The sequence below is a fragment of the Bacillus sp. EKM202B genome (assembly GCF_011066025.1).
Lineage (GTDB): Bacteria > Bacillota > Bacilli > Bacillales > Bacillaceae_G > Bacillus_A > Bacillus_A toyonensis.
This window is the reverse complement of the sequence record NZ_JAAMNK010000076.1, coordinates 1-3,369: the sequence shown is the minus strand read 5'-3', so window position 1 is coordinate 3,369 and position 3,369 is coordinate 1. Positions and strand designations below refer to the sequence as shown.

2 protein-coding genes are annotated in these 3,369 nt (G+C 34.2%); one reads left to right on the top strand and one right to left on the bottom strand.

Annotated elements, in window-relative coordinates:
• Positions 1 to 1,373 (bottom strand): IS4 family transposase (locus G9F74_RS29295; protein ID WP_165406423.1); only part of this gene is annotated, 1,373 nt, incomplete at its 3' end.
• Positions 1,374 to 1,980: 607 nt separating this feature from the next.
• On the opposite strand from G9F74_RS29295, the gene G9F74_RS29290 reads away from it, so the two are divergent.
• A complete protein-coding gene (locus G9F74_RS29290) occupies positions 1,981 to 3,153 on the top strand; it encodes a phytase (protein WP_165406422.1) in 1,173 nt (390 codons plus the stop codon).
• Positions 3,154 to 3,369 lie beyond the last annotated feature (216 nt).

Here is a 3,369-nt window from a genome sequence, read left to right as displayed (position 1 = left end):
ACTGTCTTTTTCTCATATCGATGAGATTTTCGTCCGTTGTGCTGTAGGAGGTTAAACAGACGAAGGAGAACCTTTGATAATTCTTGGGTGTTTTTGTGTAATGCTTTGTAAAAAAGTAAAAAATAATCCTTAATTATGTACATCGCTTTATATTCACTTAGCTCTTTCTGTTTCTTACGTAACAGGAGTTCTCGCATTTTAAACATAGTAGAAGAACATAATAGAATACTAATGAGTTGCCCATAAAGGTGACATTCTAAGCGTTCTTGTTTAATAGATTTACAACGATGAATTTGAAACCAAGATTTCCATATTTTAAATAACAGTTCAATTTGCCAACGCAGTGAATATAGATCATAAATTTTCTCTTTTGGTACCCATTCCGTAGGAATGTTTGTCATATATACCGTAATGCCTTGTAAAAGTTTTGTACGCTCTGTATATGTAATTCCTTTTTTCTTTTCGCGAATAGCTCGATCACGTAGGCGTTTCTGTTTTTGCTCCTCGGTACATCTATAAACCACAATGCGAGTAGGCAGCTTGTCTTTACTCCCCACATATACATCATGTAATTCATACACTTGACCAGGTTGTAATTGTTTCATGATGTCTTCCAAATGAATTTGTATATATACCGGTCTCAATTGAGCGGGTTTTGTTTTAAATACGACTGTTTCGAATTCTTTTCTATATATTTTAGTTGGTAACTTAAGACGTGATAAATAATATCCTTGCTTATCTTGAATAGACTTAAAATCTTGTAGACGAAAATATCCTAAGTCACGAATATATAGTTCATTCTTTTGTGCCATGCCTGTTCGAGTCGCACTATATGCCTGATCACTTCGTTTTCCTGGTTCAATTTCCACATCAGAAAATTTTCCACTCAACAAGTCATACTCTAGTTGAATTTTCACACCAGCTGTATGACTACATCCTCCGGCACCAGGATAAGTAGTTGCGAATCGATCTGGAACTTGGAAGGTTGTAGAATCAAGGACGAGAATCCGTTCAAAATAAGAAGAAAGAGAATGAGAAATCTTAGATACTCCTCCAATTTTAGCTTGTAGAAGTGTAGTAAATACAGTGCGAAAGAAGGCTACTGAAGCCGGATTAAATCGTCGATTAAGACCCTCCGGACTTAATAAAATTCCTGTTGAAGTTTCTAATTGACTACAAAGTTGAGTAAGAGAGGTAGTAGCGATTTGTTGATTTAACCATACACACAAAGATAAGAAATGGTGCCCGTGGCACTTGCGTTTTCGTTTCATCCCGCCTGCTTCTATAGCTAATTGATTAAGTGTAGCGGGAGACATATATCGATATAGCTCCTCGGCAAATAAAGATAACTCTTGTTTTTGGTGCATATTCATAAAAAGCACGTCACCCTTTCTCATTAACATAAGAAAATAGTAACGTGCTTTTAACTTCAAAAATAGTCTAAATCCTTAAGTTGATGGATGTGGGGTAAACACACATGCCCATCAACTTTAGAAATGGGTTGCTCCCAAAAACGAAAAAATGAGTTAAACTCTCATAAATAACTGTAAGATAATAAAATTTTCGTTTTGTGGATATTTCAAAATATTAGCCTGATGGGATAGTAACCTTTTAGGGGAATAGATGTATTACATTTTATTCTCACTTACTTAATCTCCTCGAAATTGAAATTTATCCCGCTATTCGCGGGCAGTAAGACCCCAACCTCAAAATTCAGCGAAAGCAAAGAAGTTAGGTGGGGGATGAAGAAAATTTCCACTGATTAAAGTTTCACTTTATGGATAATGCAACTTAATTTTGGATTGATAATTTTCACAATACACGTAACGTTCTGCTTACGATAGAACCTGTGATTCTTTTCTGAAAATTTACAATAAACACATAAATAATTAAAGATTAATAGATAAAATAATACAAGAAAAGTGTATCTGTTCTAGTTAACAGGATAAAGAAAATTATTTTTTCTAGGGGGAACTACAAATGTTAAAGGAAATATCAACAGTTGCTTTAATGACGAGTGTATTATTTTCAACAGTAAATTCTACACCAGATTTGGCGGGAAAACTTCCAAATTCAAGTGTGCAAGAGAAACAGAAACATTCAAAACTTGTAAAAGTGGAAGCAAAAGAGGAAACAGATGCAGTTGCCAATGCGGGTGATGCAGCTGATGATCCAGCAATTTGGGTTCATCCTCATGATTCTGAAAAAAGTAAAATTATTGGAACGAATAAGGAAGATGGGATATCTGTCTACAATTTAAAAGGAAAGCAACTATATTCGTATAACTTTGGAAAACTAAATAATGTTGATGTACGATATGGATTTCCCATTGGAGGTAAAAAAATTGATATTGCGGCAGCTTCAAATCGTTCTACAAATACAATCGATATTTTTGCGATAAACCCTAAAACAGGAGAATTAGAAAATATTACGGGATCTCCCATTCAATCTAGCATGAAAGAAGTATATGGGTTTAGTCTCTATCATAGTCAAAAAACGGGTATTTTTTATGCATTAGTTGCAGGGAAGGATGGAACTTTTGAACAATATGAGTTATTTGATAATGGAAAAGGAAAGATAGAAGGAAAGAAAGTACGTGAATTAAAGCTAAGTTCTCAATCAGAAGGAATTGTAGCGGATGATGAGTATGGAACAATATATATTGGTGAAGAAGATGTGGCAATTTGGAAATTCAATGCGGAACCAGACGGCGGAAACCAACCGATTGCTAAAGTAGATGGTGCAGATGGAAACCATTTAACAGCAGATATTGAGGGTTTGACGATATATTACGGAAAAAATGGGACAGGATATTTAATTGCTTCTAGTCAGGGAAATAATAGTTATGCAGTGTATGACCGTAAAGGCAAGAATGAGTATATTGGAAATTTTGCTATTGTTGATGGTGACAATACTGATGGAACGAGTGATACAGACGGTATTGATGTAATGAGTTTTGGATTAGGAGAAAAATATCCAAATGGCATTTTTCTAGCACAGGATGGAGAGAATATGGATCATGGGAATATAGTAAATCAGAATTTCAAAATGGTAGATTGGAAAAAGATTGCAAAAGGATTCGATTCAAGATTACAGGTGGAAAATAATGTGAATCCTCGCAAACTAAAATATAGAGAAATACTTAGCAAATAGTTAAGGTGAATAAAAAATCATTTCATGGTATATTGAAATGATTTTTTTATAATTTTTTAAGTTGATGGGCATGGGGCGGGACCCCACATCCATCAACTTAAGGTATATTTTTATACAAAATGCGGTCTTTCCATATAGCTTTTTTATTATCTTTTATAGATTTTATAAAAGTAGGCATATCAAATAAACCCTGATGGGCTTCAATTTTTTTACTAT